Below are 18,268 nucleotides of genomic sequence, written 5' to 3'. Positions count from 1 at the left end.
TGGGCCGGTTTAATCTGGCAGCAACTCAGCGGCGCTGAACCGGAAGGCTTTGCCAAAGCCGCCATTCAACAGCGCCGATTGCGGCACAAGCCGCACAAAAGCAAAATCGGGCAGGTCAATGTAAAGGGTCGCCTTCGGGTGGCCCTTTAACCAATGCGCGCGCAGGGTGACGCGGGCGGGATCATCCGGGGCGACAAATTCGGCCAGCGCGCGGATCATCAGCCGTGGATGGGTCAACGGATCGCCCTTTTCCCCCGGTTCGCCCAGCATCAACGCACAGGCGGGGTTGGCGCGCAAAGCCGCTGTGTGCGGGGCAAGGCCCGAGATCAGCGCCATCGGCACACCATCCGGGTCCAACCCGAAGGCAATGCGGCTGATGCCGGGGGTCTGGGTTTCGGCATCGCTCCACGCCAAGGCGGCGTGATGCGCCTGCATCAAAGACAGCGCCAAAGCGCGGGCGTCGGGATCGGCGGCGGCGACTGGATCGGGGCGTTTTTGGGTCATGGCGGGCCTTTGAAACCGGGGGACGGGCCTTCGGTGGCGAGACTTGGCTGCCGGGCGGTTGCCCCCGACTATCACCCGAATCACCCTTTTGTGAACGGCGGATTTCGCGAAGCTTTGCGGCTTGCGGGCGCAGGGCTGATCCGCAGAAAAATCTCTGCCGCCGCCGCCGCCCCTTCCGCCCACCGCCATTCGACCCTAAGCTGCCATTGTGACGTACCGTCATTTCATTGCCAATTTTCCAGACATTGACAAACTTCACCGCAGTATCTGTCAATTTATTTACAGAAAAAACGCATGAATAAAAAGAGTTACCAAATATTTTACAAGTGCGCTATGATCATGCAACAAACGGGGGAGCCCTGCCTGTCCGGCAGGCCGTTGGGACGGGTCGCAAGACCTGACTGGGAACTGGGGAGAGAGTTATGTCGGACCACGCTGCTGCGCAGAAATATGCGGCTTCGGAAGAATTTGTCGCCAACGCGCATGTGAACGCCGCAGAATATGAGGCCATGTATGCGGCCTCGGTCGCGGATCCGACCGCGTTTTGGGCCAAGGAAGGCCAGCGCATTGACTGGATCAAGGATTTCACCCGCGTCAAAGATACCAATTTCGATTTGGGCAAAGTCTCGATCAAATGGTTTGAAGACGGCACGCTGAACGTCTCGGCCAACTGCATCGACCGCCATATGATCACCCGCGCCAATCAGACCGCGATCATCTGGGAACCCGATGATCCGAAAACCCCCGCCCTGCACATCACCTATGCGCAGCTGCTGGAAAACACCTCGCGCATGGCGAATGTGCTGAAATCGCACGGGGTTTCGCGCGGTGACCGTGTGGTGATCTATCTGCCGATGATCCCGGAAGCCGCCTATGCGATGCTGGCTTGTGCGCGGATCGGGGCCATTCACTCCATCGTCTTCGCGGGTTTCTCGCCGGATGCTTTGGCAAACCGGATCAACGATTCCGAAGCCAAGGTGGTGATCACCGCCGATTTCGCCCCGCGTGGCGGCAAGAAAACCGCGCTGAAGAACAACGCCGATCAAGCTTTGCGGCATTGTGATGACCGGGTGAAATGCCTGGTTGTCAAGCACACCGGCGATCAGACCCACTGGACCGAAGGCCGCGATATTGACGTGAAGGCCGAGATGGCCACCGCCAAGCCCTATTGCCCCTATGTCGAGATGGGCGCGGAAGATCCGCTGTTCATCCTCTATACCTCGGGGTCGACCGGCAAGCCGAAGGGGGTTGTGCATACCTCGGGCGGCTATCTGGTTTATGCCGCGATGACGCAGCAGATCACCTTCGATTATCACGATGGCGATGTGTTCTGGTGCACCGCCGATGTCGGCTGGGTCACCGGCCACAGCTATATCATCTACGGCCCCTTGGCGAATGGTGCGACCACGGTGATGTTTGAAGGCGTGCCAACCTTCCCCGATGCGGGCCGCTTCTGGGAAGTTTGCGCCAAGCACAAGGTGTCGCAGTTCTACACCGCACCCACCGCGATCCGCTCGCTGATGGGTCTGGGGCCGGAATGGCCTGCCAAGCATGATCTTTCCAGCCTGAAGCTGCTGGGTTCGGTCGGAGAGCCGATCAACCCCGAGGCGTGGAACTGGTATAACCAGCATGTCGGCAAGGGCAAATGCCCGATCGTTGACACGTTCTGGCAGACCGAAACCGGCGGCCATCTGATCACGCCGCTGCCGGGCGCTATCCCGCAGAAGCCCGGCTCGGCCACCCTGCCGTTCTTTGGTGTGAAACCCATCGTGCTGGATCCCGCCACCGCCAAGGTGCAGGACGAGACCGAGACTGACGGCGTGCTTTGCATTGCTGACAGCTGGCCGGGGCAGATGCGCACGCTTTGGGGCGATCATGCCCGGTTTGAGGAAGCCTATTTCAGCCAGTATCCGGGCTATTACTTCACCGGCGACGGCTGCCGCCGCGATGCCGATGGCTACTATTGGATCACCGGCCGCGTCGATGACGTGATCAACGTCTCGGGTCACCGCATGGGCACGGCTGAGGTCGAATCCGCCCTTGTCGCCCATCCGAAAGTCGCAGAATCCGCCGTGGTCGGCTATCCGCATGACATCAAGGGCCAAGGCATCTACGCCTATGTCACCCTGATGCGCGGCGAAGAACCCTCAGACGCTTTGCGCAAGGAACTGGAAGCTTGGGTGCGTACCGAAATCGGCCCGATTGCCAAGCCTGACCTTATCCAATGGGCCCCCGGCCTGCCGAAAACCCGTTCGGGCAAGATCATGCGCCGGATCCTGCGCAAGATCGCCGAGAATGATTTCGGCGCTTTGGGCGATATTTCCACCCTCGCCGATCCGGCTGTGGTGGAAGAGCTGATCGCCAACCGCATGAACAAGGCGTAACACATGGCCCCGGTTCTGATCCTTCTCGGTCCCCCCGGTGCTGGCAAAGGCACGCAAGCCCGCATGCTGGAGGAAGATTTCGGTCTGATCCAGCTGTCCACCGGTGATCTTTTGCGCGCAGCGGTCACGGCGGGCACGCCGGCGGGCAGGCAGGCGAAAGCGGTGATGGAGGCGGGCGCTTTGGTGTCCGACGACATCGTGCTGGCGATCCTGAAAGACCGCATGATCCAGCCCGATGTGGCCAAGGGCATCATTCTAGATGGCTTTCCGCGCACCGCAGGGCAAGCCGCAGCGTTGGATCTGCTGTTGGCCGAAACCGGCCAGAAGATCACCGCTGCGATCAGCCTTGAGGTCGACGATGCCGCGATGGTGGGCCGGGTTTCCGGCCGCCACACCTGTGCGGCTTGCGGCGAAGGCTATCATGATGAATTCAAACGCCCTGCCAAAGCAGGCGTTTGCGACAAATGTGGCGGCACGGAGTTCAAACGCCGGGCCGACGACAATGCCGAAACGGTGCGCGGCAGGCTGTCCGCCTATCACGCCCAGACGGCTCCGTTGATTGCTTACTACGACAGCAAAGGGGTGCTGGAACGGATCAACGCGATGGGCCCCATCGCAGACATCCGCACCGCCCTCGGCCAGATCGTGGCAGGCATCGCGGCCTAAAGCATACCCCGCACCCGTTGAGGAGCGGATGTGGGGGATACACGACCAGACCCGCGTGGCCACACGCTGAACCCGGCTTCGGCAGGGACCGCAGAAGGCTTGCCCGGTCTGGATTGGGATAGGGAACCGGCGACCAGCGCCGGACAACAAGGGAGGCCAAACATGGCAAGCTTAGCAGATGTGAGCGTACGCTCACGGCCAATGACGCGGGAGGAACGCAAGGTCATCATGGCCTCGTCCGCCGGCACGATTTTCGAATGGTATGACTTCTACCTCTACGGCAGCTTGGCTGCCGTGATCGGCGCGCAGTTCTTCACGCCGTTCCCGGAAGCCACGCGCAACGTGTTTGCGCTTTTGGCCTTTGCGGCAGGCTTCATCGTGCGCCCGTTCGGCGCGCTGGTGTTCGGTAGCTTGGGTGACTTGATCGGTCGGAAATACACCTTCCTGATGACGATCGTGATCATGGGTCTGTCGACCTTCCTCGTCGGCATGTTGCCCAGCTACTATTCTTGGGGCATCGCAGCACCGATCATCCTTGTTGGCCTGCGCATGTTGCAGGGCCTGGCTTTGGGTGGCGAATATGGCGGGGCTGCGGTCTATGTGGCCGAGCACGCGCCGCAAAACCAGCGGGGCTATTTCACCGCCTTCATCCAGACCACGGCAACGCTGGGTCTGCTGCTGTCGCTGATCGTCATTCTGCTGGTGCAGGGCTATGTGAACGGCGCCTATCCTGACATGCCGATCCTGGATGCGGCCGGACTGGCAACCACTGCTGCCGATGGCTCGCCTGCGATGCAGAAAGCCTTCAACGCCTGGGGCTGGCGCATCCCGTTCCTGGGGTCGATCTTCCTGCTGTTGATCTCGCTCTATATCCGCCTGCAAATGAACGAAAGCCCGGCCTTCAAGAAGATGAAGGAAGAAGGCGCTGCCTCGAAAGCACCGCTGCGCGAAGCTTTCGGTCAGTGGAAAAACGCGAAAATCGCGCTGATTGCCCTGTTTGGTCTGACCGCTGGTCAAGCCGTGGTGTGGTATTCGGGTCAGTTCTATGCGCTGTTCTTCATCCAGAACGTGGTGAAGGTCGACAGCTTTACCTCGAACGTGCTGGTGGCTTGGTCGCTGATCCTCGGCACCGGCGGCTTCTTGTTCTTCGGCTCGCTGTCTGACCGTATCGGCCGCAAGCCGATCATTCTGGCAGGCTGCCTGATTGCTGCGATCACCTATTTCCCGGTGTTCAAGGCACTGACCTATACGGCAAACCCGATGCTGGCTGCTGCACAGGAAACCACTGTTGTGGTGACGGCTGACCCGGAAGACTGCTCGTTCCAGTTCAACCCGACCGGCACCGCCAAATTCACCTCGTCTTGCGACATCGCCAAAGCCTCGTTGTCGAAGCTGTCGGTGAACTCGACCACCGTCGATGCACCGGCTGGCACCATCGCCTCGGTCAAGGTTGGTGCGACAGAAATCGCGGGCTATGACGGCATTGCACTGGCTGGCGACGAGCTTGCCGCTGCAAAGAAAGCCTTCGACACCGGCGTCAATGATGCACTGAAAGCAGCGGGTTATCCGATGGTGGCGGCCGACAATACTTCGGTTGCCAAAGCGGCGAACTTCTTCGACATCTTCTCCGCGCAAAAGCTGACCATCATCGCGATCCTGACCTATCTGATCCTGCTGGTGACGATGGTATACGGCCCGATCGCGGCCATGCTGGTCGAGCTGTTCCCAACCCGTATCCGCTACTCGGGGATGTCGCTGCCCTACCACATCGGCAACGGCTGGTTCGGTGGCCTGCTTCCGGCAACCGCATTCGCGATCTCGGCGCAGTCTGGCAACATCTACGCCGGTCTGTGGTATGCGATCGTGGTGGCTTTGATGACCGTGGTGATCGGTGCGATCTTCGTGCCGGGCGGAACCCACAAGAAAGACATCTTCTCGGACGCCAACAACAAGTAAGCGTTTGACAGAAAAGCAATGGGCCGGGAGGAAACTCCCGGCCCATTTGCATTGCGAAGCGGTTTAACAGAAGCCGTTTAACCGAAGCGGTCCGGCTTCAGCGCCGGGCGCGCTGATAGATCTCCCAAACCGCCATGATCAGCGCCACGATCACCACATTCACCACCACCCCGACGCCGATCACCTGCGCCAAAGGTGCGGCCAGCGCGGTCTGCACCGTGGTTGGCAAAATCACCGCCACAAACACCACACCCGCCGCCAGCGGCACCCAAGTGCCCGAAGCCGCCCGCGTGCGCAGCATGGTGATGAACAAGGCAATCAGCAGACCGATGCGAAACGGATCAGACAATTGGCTGAGGAACAGATCAGGAAGGGTCATGCAGGCTCCAATGCTTTTGGCATTGATAAGCGATGGAGCCGAGTTGGTCTAGCAGCCGCTGCGCGCTGCATCCACCAAGCCGGGGGCGCGCCCTCGGCTTGGTGGATGCAAGGCGCAGCCTCAAATCCCCGCGAACGGATCCACCGGATAACCCACCCCGGTCATATACAGCCCATCGGGCGGCGAGACCGGCCCGCAGGCGGTGCGATCCGCTGCCTCCAGCGCCACCTTCACCTGATCCGGCGCCCAGGCCCCCGCCCCGACCCGCTCCAGCGTGCCGACAATCGAGCGCACTTGATTATGCAGGAAACTGCGCGCGCGCAGGGTGAAGCGGTATTCCACGCCCGCCGGATAGGGTGCTTCGACAATCGACACCTCGTCCAGCGATTTCACCGGGCTGGCGGCCTGACAATAGGTCGAGCGGAACGTGGTGAAATCGTGCTTGCCGATCAGATGCTTAGCCCCCGCCCGCATCGCGTCCAGATCCAACGGTGCATGCACCCGCCACACCCGCCCCCGATCATGCGTCGCAGGCGCACGCCGTGCCACCAGCCGGAACAGATAGCGCCGCTCGCGGGCCGAGAACCTTGCGTGGAAATCATCCGCCACCCGCACCACTGCCAGCACCGCGACCGGTGCGGGTCGCAGATGCGCGTTCAGCGCCGAGGCCAGCCGGAACGGGTCCCAGTCCTTCACCAGATCGCAATGCGCCACCTGCCCCGTCGCATGCACGCCGGAATCCGTCCGCCCCGCCGCCGCAATCGTATGCGGCCCCGGCTCCAGCCGCGACAGAGCCGCTTCAATCGCGCCCTGCACGGTCAACTGGCCCCCGGCCTGGCGCTGCCAGCCGTTGAACGGACCTCCGTCATAGTCGATGAGCATGGCATATCTGGGCATATGCCGCGCTTAGCGAAACCAAACCGCGCTGTCCATCGTTGCAATAGGCGCGGTGGCTTTCAAAACGCCCATCACCGCCCTATGTTCACCGCAAGCATAAGGATGATCATTGGTGTTTTCCGGCCTAACCCACGGCATTGCCCGGCAAATTGAGGCCGCAGCCTCGGCCATCACCGGCTATGAACCGGTATTGCGCATCGGCGTCACCGGGCTGTCGCGCGCGGGCAAGACCGTGTTCATCACCAGCCTTGTCGCCAATCTTCTCGACCGCGCCCGGATGCCGCAACTGTCGGCGCAAGCGCAGAACCGCATCGAGGCGGTTTATCTGCAGCCGCAACCCGACGACACCCTGCCGCGCTTTGCCTTTGAAGATCACCTCGCCGCGATGACCGGAGATGACCCACGCTGGCCGCAATCCACCCGCGCGATTTCCGAGCTGCGCCTGTCGTTCCGCACCCGGCCCGGCGGCTTCATCAACAGCTTTGCCGGCCCGCGCACCCTGCATGTCGATATCGTCGATTACCCCGGCGAATGGCTGCTCGACCTTGCCCTGCTGGATAAATCCTACAGCGAATGGTCGGAAGACACCCTGCACCGCATCGCCAAACGCCCCGAGGCTGCCGATTTCATGGCCCATGCTCGCGCGGAAGATGGCGCGCTCCGCCTTGAAGAACCCAAAGCCCAAGCCCTTGCCGCCCATTTCACCGCTTACCTGAAAGCCGCCCGTGCCGCTGGTTGGTCGGATTGCACCCCCGGTCGTTTCCTGCTTCCGGGTGATCTGGCAGGCTCGCCGGTCCTCACCTTTGCCCCGCTGCCGCTGCCTGCGCAAACGCCGCGCAACAGCCTGTGGCGCGAGATGCAGCGCCGCTATGACGCCTATAAATCCCGCGTCATCCAGCCGTTCTTCCGCGAGCATTTCGCCAAGATTGATCGCCAGATCGTGCTGGTCGATGTGCTGTCTGCCCTGCACCAAGGCCCGCAAGCGGTGGAAGACCTGCGCCGCACCATGGCCGATGTGCTCGACGCTTTCCGCCCCGGTCGCAATGGCTGGCTGACGGGTATCTTGGGCGGCAAACGGGTCGAGAAAATCCTGTTCGCCGCCACCAAGGCCGACCATCTGCACCACCACCAGCACCCAGCCCTCACCGGGATCATGCGCGCGATGCTGCGTGAGGCGCTCTCCCGTGCCGATTTCGCAGGCGCGCAGACGGCGGCGATTTCGATGGCAAGCCTACGCTGCACCATTGAAGAAACCGTTCTGCGCGATGGGGTTAGCCTTGATGCCGTGCGCGGGCGCTTGCTGTCGAATGGCAAGCAAGCGGTGATGTATCCGGGGCAACTGCCCTCCGACCCGACCCGCCTGCTGTCGCCCGCCCGTGAAGGCGCCGAGAAATGGCTGGATGCCGACTATGCCCTGATGGAATTCGCCCCCGCCCGCACCACCCTGCGCCCCGGCGAAGGCCCGCCGCATATCCGGCTGGACCGCGCCGCCGAATTTCTGATCGGGGATCGGTTATGATCCGCGCGGCCAGCCCTGCCGATGCGCCGGACATCGCGGCCATTCTGGCTGCGTGGAACCGTGACACCGTCTGGATGCCGAAACTGCACACGCCCGCAGAGGATTTGCAGTTTGCACAACATCTGATCACCCACTGCACAACCCGCGTGCTGTATGGCCCTGACACTTTGGGGTTTCTGTCGCGTGCCGGACAGCAGATTGAGGCGCTTTACCTCGTGCCAGCAGCGCGCGGCAAGGGTTTGGGCCGCTTGCTGCTGAACGAAGCGAAAGCCGCCTGCGCCGAGTTGACGCTGTATACCTTTCAGGCAAACCTGTCCGCCCAGCGCTTTTATGCCCGCGAAGGCTTTACCGAAATCGCCCGCAGCGATGGCCGCGACAACGCCGAACAGTTGCCCGACCTGCGCCTTGTCTGGCGAAAGGAACCGCAATGACCCTGCATCTTGACGATCAGCCTCGCCTGCATGGCCCTTTGATGCAGGAATATGACGGTGACGCCGCCGATCCCGGCATGGCGGATGCCGTGCCGGATGCCAACGCCACCCGCGCCTTGCACACCGCGGCTTTCCTTGCCCAGCGCCGTGGGTCTGGCTTTACCCGCTTCGCGCTTTGGGTGTTTGGCAGCCTGTTCCTGCTGGTGCTTTCGGTCTCGGCATGGAATTTCGTTACCGGGTTGTTCAGTGAAAACAGCGCTTTGGGCTGGTTCGCCTTCGTGCTGTTCGTGCTGGCTTTGTGCGTGGTACTTGTGATGGCGGGCAAAGAACTGCTGGCATTTTCCCGCATGGCGCGACTGGATAAGCTGCGCGTGGCCGCCGCCGAAGCCCGCATCAGCGCCGATCTGAAAGCCACCCGCGCCGTGGTCGCCAGCCTTGCCAGCCTCTATTCTGACCGCGCCGATACCGCGTGGGGCCGCAGCCGTCTGGCCGAGCGTGAAGCCGATGTGTTCGACGCCGACGCGCTTTTGTCGCTGGCCGAGGTCGAACTGATGGCCCCCCTCGACCGGGCCGCCTTGGCCGAGGTTGAAGCCGCCGCGCGCCAAGTCGCCACCGTCACCGCGTTCGTGCCACTGGCCTTGGCGGATGTGGCAACAGCGCTGTATTCCAACCTGAAACTGATCCGGCGTCTGTCTGAAATCTACGGCGGCCGCTCTGGCAGCATGGGCAGCTTCCGCCTGATGCGGCGGGTGTTTTCAGCGCTGCTGGGGGCTGGCGCGATTGCCTTGGCCGATGATCTGATCGGCTCTGTGGCCTCTGGCGGCCTGCTTTCCAAAATCTCGCGGCGCTTTGGCGAAGGTGTGGTGAACGGCGCTTTGACAGCCCGTGTCGGTCTGGCGGCGATGGAATTGTCGCGCCCGATGCCGTTCGTGGCCCTGCCGCGACCGGGAACGAGCGCCACCACCAGCCGCGCCTTGGCGGGGCTGTTTGGGCGGGGTGAACAAGCAGAAGAAACCACTCCAAACCGCTAAGATCTTGTCTTGCAAGATTTGGCCGCAGACAAATCTTGCCGCGCCTGCCTGCCCTCGGCAGGCGCGTTTCCGCGCCAGCCCAGTCAGGCACGGCAAGATTATCAACCATTGGTTTGCTGCACCGCACCCCTTGCTCAACGCCTTACGGCTTATGAGCAACGCACCGGAAAACTCTGCCCCGCAGAGTTTTCTTTCAGTGCGGGGAAAGTCCTGAAATGGTCCAAAGGTTAAAAATGTCTTAAATCAGCTATATCAAGACATTGATTTCAAACCATTAAAAATGGTCCCGAGTTGGGACCATCCCTAAAACCCCGCCACACAGCGATCCACCAATTCCGCCAGCATCGCCTGACACCGCTCAATTTGCTCCACCGAAACAAATTCATCCGGCTTATGCCCCTGCGCCATCGACCCCGGCCCGCAGATCACCGTCGGGATACCCAGCCGGGCATCAAACAGCCCGCCTTCCGTTCCGAAGGCCACCTTGATCGTCCCATTCGCCCCGGTCAGCGATTTCACAAAATTCACCACCCCCGCATCCGAAGGCGTGCCGAGGCCCGGATAATCCCACAGCCGTTCGATCCTGATCTCCGCCTCAGGAAACTCTGCCCGCAAGGGTGCCACAATCGCCTCCGCCCCCGCCCGCAGATCGGCGATCAAAGCCTCGGTATCCTCGCCCGCCAAGCTGCGGATCTCGAAATCAATCACCGCAGCGTTCGGCACGATATTGACCTGCACCCCCCCGTTCAGCTTGCCGACATGCAGCGTCGAATAGGGCACATCATAATCGCCATCCCGCAACCCGCTCGCCGCCACCCGCGCCTGCAAGCCCCGCACCACATTGACGAAATCCGCCGCCAGATGCAGCGCGTTCAACGCGAGCGGCGCGAGTGCCGAGTGCCCCTCGCGCCCCACACAAGTCGCGCGCAAAGCAATCTTGCCCTTGTGGCCGGTGGCCACCTGCATCGCAGTCGGCTCGCCGACGATACACATCCGGGGCCGGATCGGCGCGGTATCGAGCATGTCGATCAGACTGCGCACCCCCATGCAACCGATCTCCTCATCATAGGACAAAGCCAGATGCAACGGCACTTTCAGCGGGCGCTTACTGGCCCGCAACACAGCCTCGATCGCGCAGGCAGCAAAGCCCTTCATATCGGCAGAGCCCCGGCCATAGTAGCGGGCGTCTTGTTCGGTCAGCGCGAACGGCGGCACGGTCCAGGCCTGACCTTCCACCGGAACCACATCGGTATGACCCGACAGCATCACCCCTGGCACGCCCTGCGGCCCGACGGTGGCGTAAAGGTTGGCCTTGCCGCCTGATGGATCGGGGATCAGCGTGGCAGCGATGCCCGCCTCGGCCAAAAGATCGCGGACGTAGCCCATCAACGCGATGTTTGGCTTGGAACTGACCGTATCAAAACTCAGCAACCGTTCCAAAATCGCGCGCATCGGGGTCTCCTGTTGTTGGATGCAGGCTAACGTGAAGCCGGGATGGGCGAAAGGCTGGGAACGACGGATATGACGCAATTTGTCACGCGCAACCCACTTCCCAAACGACTGCCTTCCTGCCAAATTCAACGCATAACGCCCATGACGGGCCCCAACCGATTGGACAGACCATGACATTGAAAGCGCTTTTCCCTGCCCTTGCCACCACCGCTTTGGTCGCGCTGAGCCTGCCTGCTTTTGCGCAGACCACGACGACCGAAGAGCCTGCTGCCACCACGGAAGCACCGGCTGCGGCGAAGGGGCCGAACGTGAAATCTTCGGACACCGGGACGAAGGGCGCGGTGGCGACCTTGGCGATGGCGCAGGATCTCTACACGTTGGGCATGGCCAATAAAGATGCGCTGACGGTGTTGACGGCGGCGAAGCTGGCGGGCTCGGTTGAGGTGAAAGACGTCGAGCGCAAGAAAGACACCAAGGGCGCGGAAGTGGCGGGCGAGGCCGAAGGCAAGGATCTGCCGGTGGATGCCGCGATGATGATGGCTTCGGCCAAGGAACTGGCCGGTGAGGATGAGGTGCTGGCGGGGCTGGTTGAGGATGCGATGGTCGAAGCGGGGCGGGGCCGGGTTGGCGGGGCGTCTTCGACCTTGTCGCGGCTGCCCGGCGGACAGACCGATACCTGGGAAGTACCGTTCTATGGCGACAGCTATGCGGAACTGGCCGTGGTTGGCGACGGCGATTCCAATCTGGACGTGCTGGTCACCGATGAGAACGGCAACACGATCTGCTATGATGTGAGCTGGTCGGACAAGATTTACTGCGACTTCGTGCCGGCCTGGAACGGGTATTTCTATGTCACGGTGCAGAATAATGGCAGCTCGCGGAACAGCTATTATTTGATGACGAACTGAGCCGGTTTTCCGGGTGAAGGCGGCGCGCTGAAGGGCGCGCCGTTTTCATTTCGGGGGGTGTCCACGCGTGGACATGGATGTCTTCTACATGATTTCAAAGGGTTACAAATCGGCAGTAACGGTTTGTTAAGAGATACCGCGCGGGCTTTGCTCTTTTTGAAATACTCCCGCCGGAGGCATCCGGGAGAAGCCTTAGAAGCCTCCGGCGGGGATATTTTACCGCAGAGGATGACAATTTTAGCTAAGTTTTAGCGAATTTGGCGGGCCTAGATCAGCAGGCCTGCATGTCTTGCCCCGGCCAGCAGGTTGTCGGCCAGATGGTGCGCCCAGCGACCCTGGCTTGGCACCACATCGGGGATCTGCACCACGAAACAGCCCGCACGATGCGCGGCTTCGGCGCCGGTTTCGCTGTCTTCAAACACCAGACAGCGATCTGTGGCGACGCCGAGTTTTTCAGCGGCCAGCAGGTAGGGCGCCGGGTTGGGCTTGGGGGCGGTCACATCGTCGACGGTGATGATCAGATCGAACATCTCGGCAATGCCTGCGATGGCGAGTTTGTGATGCGCCTCTTGACGGCCAGAAGAGGTGACCAGCGCCATTGGCAGCAAGCGGGCTTGCAGCAGATCCAGCGCGCCAGCTTTGAGATTGAGACCATTTTCATCCATTGCGGCACGAAAGCCACCCTGCCAGAGCGGATGCAGCGCTTCGGGGTCAATCAAGGGCATCGCGGCGCGGATGATTTTGCCCCCCGTCGGCAAGTCGACGCCAACAAGCTGATGCAGGAAAGCCTCGGTCACCGGATGGCCAAGTTCGGCAAAAGCGGCAAGGCCAGAGGCCATCGCCAGACTTTCGGTGTCGATCAGAGTGCCGTCAAGATCGAAGAAAATAGCATCAAACATCGCAAGCCCCGGTTGTCTGCCGCTGTCATAGCCGATCACAGATAGAGGCGAAAGCGGCGAAAACCGCTGGCGAGTTGCATGAGCGGTTCCAGCCGAAGATGCGGCACTTCGTCAAGATGGGCTGCGGCGTTCGGGTTCAGATCCAGCGTCACCGTGCTGCCGGGCATCGGCACAAAGCCCCAGTCAGGCGATGTTGGCGCGGGCACAGCCCCGTTGCGCAGGAAGCTGGCCAGCACCTCACGAATGTTCTCGGTGCCTTCATAGATCACTTGCGCAGTGCCGGTGCCGGGGAACCCCACACCGCCTGCGGCGCGATAGCTGTTGGTGGCGAGGGCGAACATCTGCTCGGGCCGCACGACTTGGCCCTGATGGCGCAGATCGCGGATGCGCTGCGCCTCGGGTGCTATCACACGGCCAAGGGTATTGCAGCGGGGCGGTTCGGCAAGGTCGATCTGATAGCTGAGACCGGGGATAACATCGAAATTGAAGCTGGGGAAATCCTGGTCGATCAGCGCGGCATCGACAGCACCGGGCGTAATCTGGTGGTAGAGGCTGACCGAGCGTTCCAGCCAATCGGCAAGGTCTTGGCCGCTGACGCGCAGGCAAGACAGGCTGTTGGGATGGATGTAAAGGTCGCTGATATGGCGGGCACGCAGCGGGCCTGCGGGAATGTCGGTGTAATTCTCAGGCCCGCCGCGCCCACCCGCCTTGAACGGGGCCACCGCTGAAAGCAGCGGCAGAGACGCGTGTCGTCCCGCCGCAAGCAGCCGCGCCATTTGGTCGGCTTGGGCTGATGCCACCAGCGAGAGTGCCGGAGTTGGTGTCAGCAGCGCGAAGTGGCTGTGCAGCGTGATCGGGCTATCACCGATTTCGACATCGGTGCGCGCCAACAGGGCTTCATGGGCCGGACGGGCGATCTCGGCAATCGCGCTGTCATCACCGACCAGTGCTTGCACTTCGCCTGTGATCGGATCGCGCTGCGATATCGGGCGAGCCTCAGCGCCAAACATGGTGATCCGCCAATTTTTGCCGCTTTGGCGTAGCGTCAGGTCTATAACGCCCAAATGCGAGCCGAAGAACCCCGGCATCACCGCAGGTTTGCCGACCAGATTGGGTTGCATGGCGGTGGGAAAGGTCAGATGGGTGTGGCCGGCAATCACTACATCAATGCCATCAATCGCGGCCAAAGCCGAGCTGGCATTCTCGGCCCCCGGTTCGGACTCTGCGTCGCCGATGCCGGAGTGCGATAGGGCAATGATCAGATCCGCCCCAAGTGCACGCAGTTCCGGCACCAGAAGCCGAGCAGAGGCGGCGATGTCATCGACCGAAGCGCGGCTTTTCAGGTAACGTTTTTCCCATATCGTGGTCTGCGGTGGAATGAAGCCCAGCACGCCGATCTTGAGCCGGTGCGATTTGCCGTGACGGTCGCGCAAATCACGGTGCAGCAACAGATAGGGGGCTGCAAGCGGGGCACCTCGGGTCGGCTTGAAGTAGAGATTTGAGCACACAACAGGAAAGCGTGTGGCGGCCAGCGAGCGGCGCAGGAAGCCCAGACCGTGGCCGAACTCGTGATTGCCCAGCGCCACCGCGTCGTAATCCAATGCGTTCATCGCCGCGATCATCGGATGGGCATGCAGCGGGCGGCCCGAGCGTAGAGTTGGCGTGGTCTCGGCTATAAAATCGCCCAGCACGGTGCCGTGCAGAAAATCTCCATTGTCAAACAGCAGCGCTTGTGGACGCTCAAATCGGGCTTTGTGGATCAGAGTGGCCACCCGCGCCAGCCCGCGCTGTGGGCAGGCACGGTTGGCGTGGTAATCCCAAGCCAGTAGATTGGCATGGAGATCCGAGGTTGCGAGAATGCGCAGATCAATCTCGGCACCGCCAAATGCGCCCGAGATCGCACCGCGGTTGTTCGGATAGCTGTATTGCACCGTAAACCCCAATTCCCTCGCGGCGGAATGCCGATCTGCGTCGGCCTGATCTCCCGCCGGTTTAACGTCTCATTCCAACCTGCCGAAAGGAAGGTAAAATTCGCCATTTCGAGAAATATTTCACCTATAAGTTGCAAATTTGATCAGGCGGTATGGATATCTTGGGACGTGCTGTGAATTGCCCCGCAGGGCGTTCCATGCGAAGAATCGCTAAAGCGGGAGTGCGACGATGCGATTGGCAGAAACGGTGACATTTGGCGGCTCGGGTCTGGATCGGGCGGCGGCGTTGCGGGTCGATGCCAGACGGATGGCAGGGATGTTTGCCGAAGGGCTGGTGTTGCCGATCTGGCGCGGCAAGCCCTTGGTGGTGGCGCAGGGAGCTTTGGGCTGGGTGGCCGCCGACAGCGCGATATTGGGCGCAAAGCCGCCGGTGTTTCTGGGGCTGGACGACGGGCAGGCGCGGTTTACGCAGGATATTTCGGATTGGGAGCCGGAGATGCTGGAAGCCAGCCAGCCAGCCGGGTTTGTCGATGCCAATCGGCAGCGCCACCCTGCCCTGCCCGACGATCACGCCTTTGAGGATCTGCGCGGCGTGATGGCGCTGCTGACCCCGCGTGAGGCTGAACTGGCGGCGACGGCGAAGGCGGTGCTGCATTGGCACGGCTCGCATGGCTTTTGCGCCAATTGCGGCGCGGCCTCGGAGATGAGCCATGCGGGCTGGCAGCGGTCTTGCCCGGCCTGCCACGCGCAGCATTTCCCGCGCACCGATCCGGTGGTGATCATGCTGGTGGTGCGCGGCAACAAACTGCTGCTGGGGCGGTCTGCGCCGTGGCCCGAGGGGATGTATTCGCTGCTGGCAGGGTTTGTCGAACCCGGCGAGACGATGGAAGCGGCGGTGCGGCGCGAGGTGTTTGAAGAAACCGGTATCACCACGGGGGCGGTGCGCTATCTGGCAAGCCAACCTTGGCCATTTCCGGCCTCGCTGATGATGGGCTGCATTGCCGAGGCGACCTCGGAAGAGATCACGATTGACCCCGCCGAGTTGGAAGATGCCCTGTGGGTGACCCGCGAGGAATTGGTTGAGGTGATGGCAGGGCAGCATCCCAGGATCAAAGCTGGCCGAAAAGGCGCTATTGCGCAGTTTCTGATGGGTAATTTCCTTGCAGAACGGCTGGATTGACCGTTATTTCAGACAAGTTGACGGTTTCGCTGGGTGTGCTGGCAAATAAGAACAAGACGGGCAAGGGGACAGCGATGCGGTTTGCGACAAAGCAGGATATTGAGGCACCGATTGCTGACGTGTTTCAGATCCTCACGGATTTTGAAACCTGGGAGCGCGCGGCGATGCGGCGCGGCGCGGAAGTGGCGCGCACCGACAAGCTGCGCAGCACCGCCGCCGGGATGCGCTGGGCGGCGCGGTTTTCCTATCGCAGCAAACCGCGCAGCATGGAGCTGGAGCTGACGCAAATCGAGACGCCGACTTTGCTGCGCTTTGCCGCGCTTGCGCCGTCGGTTGAAGGGGTTGCCTCGGTCGAGTTGATGGAGTTGGGCGGCAAACGCACCCGGCTGCATCTGGTGCTGGATGTCACGCCGCGCAGCTTGACGGCGCGGCTGTTCCTGCAATCTTTGCGATTGGCGCGGGCGCGGATTGACCGCAAATTTGACCAACGCACCGCGCAATTGGCCGGAGAGATTGAGGCGCGCTATCGAGCGGTGAAGAAGTATTGATTTGAAACAGGCGGGGGGAAGGTGCGTGAAATCACGCACCCTACAGCGTTTTCTTTCGGTTCAAAGTCAGTCACGGCGACGATCTGCCGGGTAGACGCCCAAGATGTCGACCTGCGTTGAGAAATAGCGCAACTCTTCCAGCGCGCGTTTCACCGGGGCATCTTCGGGATGGCCTTCGATATCGGCGTAAAACTCGGTCGCGGTGAAGCTGCCGCCGACCATATAGCTTTCCAGCTTGGTCATGTTGATGCCGTTGGTGGCAAAGCCGCCCATCGCTTTATACAGAGCCGCCGGTATGTTGCGCACCCGGAAGGTGAAGGTGGTGATCATCTGATCAGCACGACGGGAATGGTCGGGGCTGCGGCTCATCACCAGAAAGCGGGTGGTGTTGTTGGCGTGGTCTTCGATATGTGGCGCGAGCACATCAAGGCCATAAATTGAGGCCGCAAGTTCGCTGGCCAGTGCGGCTTTGGTCACATCACGGCCTTCTGCCACTTCCCGCGCGGCGCGGGCGTTGTCAGAGCTGACCTTGCCTTTGATGCCATGGGCTTTCAGGAAGCCAGCGCATTGCGGCAGGATCACCACATGGCCATGGGCTTCTTTCACATCCGACAATTTTGCCCCCAGCACGCCGAGCAGGTTCACATGCACCCGCACGAAGGCTTCATCGACGATATGCAGGCCAGCACGCGGCAAAAGCGAGTGCACATCGGCGACCCGGCCATAGGTGGAGTTTTCCACCGCCAACATGCCCAACTCGACCTCGCCCGAGCGAGTCAGTTCGACCACATCTTCAAAGGTGGTGCAGGGAAACGCCTCCATATCCGGTCGCGCCTGCTGGCACGCCTGATGAGAATACGCCCCCAATTCGCCCTGAAACGCGATACGCCCTGACATTTCGAACACTCCGCCGTAAAAAGCCCACCATTGGGGCTATTGGTCGCGCTACTACACCTTGAAAGAAGGCGGGGGAAGCGGGTAGATAACCCCAAATCAGGTTCCGGCTTTGCAGCCCACCCAAACACGACCCGAAGGAAGGCGCGACATGTTCGACACGATGACTTTGACCAAGGTGACCGGTGCGGTCTGTGGCTCGCTTCTGGTGTATCTGTTCATTTCCTGGGCCGGTGAGACGATTTACCACGGCGGCAATGCGGCAAGCCACGGCGGCGAAGAAGTGGCGCAGGCCTATTCGATCGCCGTAGAGGATGCAGCGCCTGCGGATGGTGCGGCAGCCGAGGGCCCGCCCTTCGCTGAAATCTATGCAGCGGCCGACGTGGCTGAGGGCGAGAAAGTCTTCAAGAAATGCGCGGCCTGCCACAAGATGGATGGCAGCAATGGCACTGGCCCGCATCTGAATGGCGTGGTTGGCCGTGCGCGCGGCGGGGTTGACGGCTTTGGCTATTCGGACGGCATGAAATCGGTCAACGCCCCTTGGACGCCGGAAGCGCTGGATGTGTTCCTGTTGAACCCGAAAGCCGATGTCAAAGGCACCAAGATGGGCTTTGCTGGCCTGCCGAAAGTGAAAGACCGCGCCGACGTGATCGCCTATCTGGCCTCGGTGCAATAAGCCGCTGCGCAAT

Annotated in this window: 17 protein-coding genes; 10 read left to right on the top strand and 7 right to left on the bottom strand. The window is 61.5% G+C overall.

Going from position 1 to position 18,268, the window contains the following annotated elements:
* Positions 1 to 9: 9 nt before the first annotated feature.
* Complete coding sequence (locus tag U1A24_RS07010; RefSeq protein WP_322321251.1) at positions 10 to 504, bottom strand: pyridoxamine 5-phosphate oxidase; 495 nt, start codon at positions 502 to 504, stop codon at positions 10 to 12.
* Between the two features lie 422 nt (positions 505 to 926).
* Here U1A24_RS07010 and acs point away from each other — a divergent pair, with 422 nt between their 5' ends.
* The 3 genes from acs (at position 927) to U1A24_RS06995 (ending at position 5,510) form a co-directional block, all read left to right on the top strand.
* Positions 927 to 2,888, top strand: a complete 1,962-nt coding sequence (gene acs, locus U1A24_RS07005) for an acetate--CoA ligase (protein WP_322321250.1) — start codon at positions 927 to 929, stop codon at positions 2,886 to 2,888.
* Positions 2,889 to 2,891: 3 nt separating this feature from the next.
* Complete coding sequence (locus U1A24_RS07000) at positions 2,892 to 3,554, top strand: adenylate kinase (protein ID WP_322321249.1); 663 nt, start codon at positions 2,892 to 2,894, stop codon at positions 3,552 to 3,554.
* Positions 3,555 to 3,716: 162 nt separating this feature from the next.
* Complete coding sequence (locus tag U1A24_RS06995) at positions 3,717 to 5,510, top strand: MFS transporter (protein WP_322321248.1); 1,794 nt, start codon at positions 3,717 to 3,719, stop codon at positions 5,508 to 5,510.
* Positions 5,511 to 5,607: 97 nt separating this feature from the next.
* Here the strand turns inward: U1A24_RS06995 and U1A24_RS06990 are convergent, their stop codons facing one another.
* The gene (locus U1A24_RS06990) at positions 5,608 to 5,889 is read right to left on the bottom strand and encodes a hypothetical protein (protein WP_322321247.1); all 282 of its coding nucleotides are present in this window, start codon (positions 5,887 to 5,889) and stop codon (positions 5,608 to 5,610) included.
* A gap of 120 nt (positions 5,890 to 6,009) precedes the next feature.
* Entirely contained in the window at positions 6,010 to 6,786 is a 777-nt protein-coding gene (gene truA, locus U1A24_RS06985; RefSeq protein WP_322321246.1) for a tRNA pseudouridine(38-40) synthase TruA, read from the bottom strand.
* A gap of 109 nt (positions 6,787 to 6,895) precedes the next feature.
* Between truA and U1A24_RS06980 the strand changes: the two genes are divergently transcribed.
* The 3 genes from U1A24_RS06980 to U1A24_RS06970 are packed head-to-tail and all read left to right on the top strand — an operon-like array spanning position 6,896 to position 9,767.
* Positions 6,896 to 8,305 (top strand): YcjX family protein, encoded by a 1,410-nt coding sequence (locus U1A24_RS06980; protein WP_322321245.1) that lies wholly within the window; start codon positions 6,896 to 6,898, stop codon positions 8,303 to 8,305.
* A complete protein-coding gene (locus tag U1A24_RS06975; RefSeq protein ID WP_322321244.1) occupies positions 8,302 to 8,736 on the top strand; it encodes a GNAT family N-acetyltransferase in 435 nt (144 codons plus the stop codon). Before U1A24_RS06980 ends, U1A24_RS06975 begins: the two co-directional genes overlap by 4 nt.
* Positions 8,733 to 9,767: a YcjF family protein gene (locus U1A24_RS06970; protein ID WP_416173469.1), complete on the top strand. Its 1,035-nt coding sequence runs from the start codon at positions 8,733 to 8,735 to the stop codon at positions 9,765 to 9,767. The genes U1A24_RS06975 and U1A24_RS06970 overlap by 4 nt, the downstream gene beginning before the upstream one ends.
* A gap of 303 nt (positions 9,768 to 10,070) precedes the next feature.
* On the opposite strand, the gene argE is transcribed toward U1A24_RS06970, so the two are convergent.
* Positions 10,071 to 11,396 (bottom strand): acetylornithine deacetylase, encoded by a 1,326-nt coding sequence (argE, locus tag U1A24_RS06965; protein WP_322321243.1) that lies wholly within the window; start codon positions 11,394 to 11,396, stop codon positions 10,071 to 10,073.
* On the opposite strand from argE, the gene U1A24_RS06960 reads away from it, so the two are divergent.
* Positions 11,396 to 12,127: a hypothetical protein gene (locus tag U1A24_RS06960; RefSeq protein ID WP_322321242.1), complete on the top strand. Its 732-nt coding sequence runs from the start codon at positions 11,396 to 11,398 to the stop codon at positions 12,125 to 12,127. The genes argE and U1A24_RS06960 overlap by 1 nt on opposite strands.
* Positions 12,128 to 12,393: 266 nt before the next feature.
* Here U1A24_RS06960 and U1A24_RS06955 read toward each other — a convergent pair whose 3' ends face one another.
* Both U1A24_RS06955 and U1A24_RS06950 read right to left on the bottom strand, forming a co-directional pair.
* On the bottom strand, positions 12,394 to 13,026 hold the full coding sequence (locus U1A24_RS06955; protein WP_322321241.1) for an HAD family phosphatase: 633 nt from the start codon (positions 13,024 to 13,026) through the stop codon (positions 12,394 to 12,396).
* 35 nt (positions 13,027 to 13,061) lie between these two features.
* Entirely contained in the window at positions 13,062 to 14,957 is a 1,896-nt protein-coding gene (locus U1A24_RS06950; RefSeq protein ID WP_322321240.1) for a bifunctional 2',3'-cyclic-nucleotide 2'-phosphodiesterase/3'-nucleotidase, read from the bottom strand.
* A 229-nt stretch (positions 14,958 to 15,186) separates the two neighbouring features.
* Between U1A24_RS06950 and nudC the strand changes: the two genes are divergently transcribed.
* On the top strand, positions 15,187 to 16,137 hold the full coding sequence (gene nudC / locus U1A24_RS06945) for an NAD(+) diphosphatase (RefSeq protein ID WP_322321239.1): 951 nt from the start codon (positions 15,187 to 15,189) through the stop codon (positions 16,135 to 16,137).
* 74 nt (positions 16,138 to 16,211) lie between these two features.
* Positions 16,212 to 16,685, top strand: coding sequence for an SRPBCC family protein (locus tag U1A24_RS06940; protein ID WP_322321238.1), 474 nt, complete (start codon positions 16,212 to 16,214; stop codon positions 16,683 to 16,685).
* A gap of 66 nt (positions 16,686 to 16,751) precedes the next feature.
* Here U1A24_RS06940 and U1A24_RS06935 read toward each other — a convergent pair whose 3' ends face one another.
* Complete coding sequence (locus tag U1A24_RS06935; RefSeq protein WP_322321237.1) at positions 16,752 to 17,582, bottom strand: prephenate dehydratase; 831 nt, start codon at positions 17,580 to 17,582, stop codon at positions 16,752 to 16,754.
* A 148-nt stretch (positions 17,583 to 17,730) separates the two neighbouring features.
* Between U1A24_RS06935 and U1A24_RS06930 the strand changes: the two genes are divergently transcribed.
* The gene (locus U1A24_RS06930) at positions 17,731 to 18,255 is read left to right on the top strand and encodes a cytochrome c family protein (RefSeq protein WP_322321236.1); all 525 of its coding nucleotides are present in this window, start codon (positions 17,731 to 17,733) and stop codon (positions 18,253 to 18,255) included.
* Positions 18,256 to 18,268 lie beyond the last annotated feature (13 nt).

Source organism: Cypionkella sp. (assembly GCF_034376685.1).
Lineage (GTDB): Bacteria > Pseudomonadota > Alphaproteobacteria > Rhodobacterales > Rhodobacteraceae > Cypionkella.
This window is presented reverse-complemented; position numbering and strand designations above follow the sequence as displayed.